Origin of the sequence: Frankia sp. Mgl5 (genome assembly GCF_023242985.1) — a bacterium.
Classification (GTDB): domain Bacteria; phylum Actinomycetota; class Actinomycetes; order Frankiales; family Frankiaceae; genus Parafrankia; species Parafrankia soli.
Genome location: NZ_JALKFY010000174.1, coordinates 1 through 262 on the forward strand (window position 1 = coordinate 1; position 262 = coordinate 262).

1 protein-coding gene is annotated in these 262 nt (G+C 57.3%); it reads left to right on the top strand.

What is annotated here, in order from left to right; all coding sequences use genetic code 11:
- Window positions 1-61: 61 nt before the first annotated feature.
- Window positions 62-262, top strand: a 201-nt coding sequence (locus MXD62_RS08870) for a DUF58 domain-containing protein (RefSeq protein WP_248828898.1), incomplete at its 3' end; no start/stop codon positions are given.

Genomic DNA, 262 nt, shown 5'->3' on the forward strand with positions numbered 1-262 from the left:
ATGCGATCCAGCCCGACCTGCTTGTCGGCGATGTGCTGCAAGCCTTGGCCAAAGAAAAGGCATGATCGAGACAGGACATATCCTCGACCCTCAGTTTTTGCGCAGGCTGGAACGGATGCAGGTGGTCAGCAAACGGTTGATGCGCGGGACACATGCGGGCAAAAGGCGTTCCAAAAACACCGGAAGCTCCGTCGAGTTTGCCGACTACCGTGCGTACGCGCCTGGTGACGATCTGCGGCAGTTGGATTGGAATGCATACGCT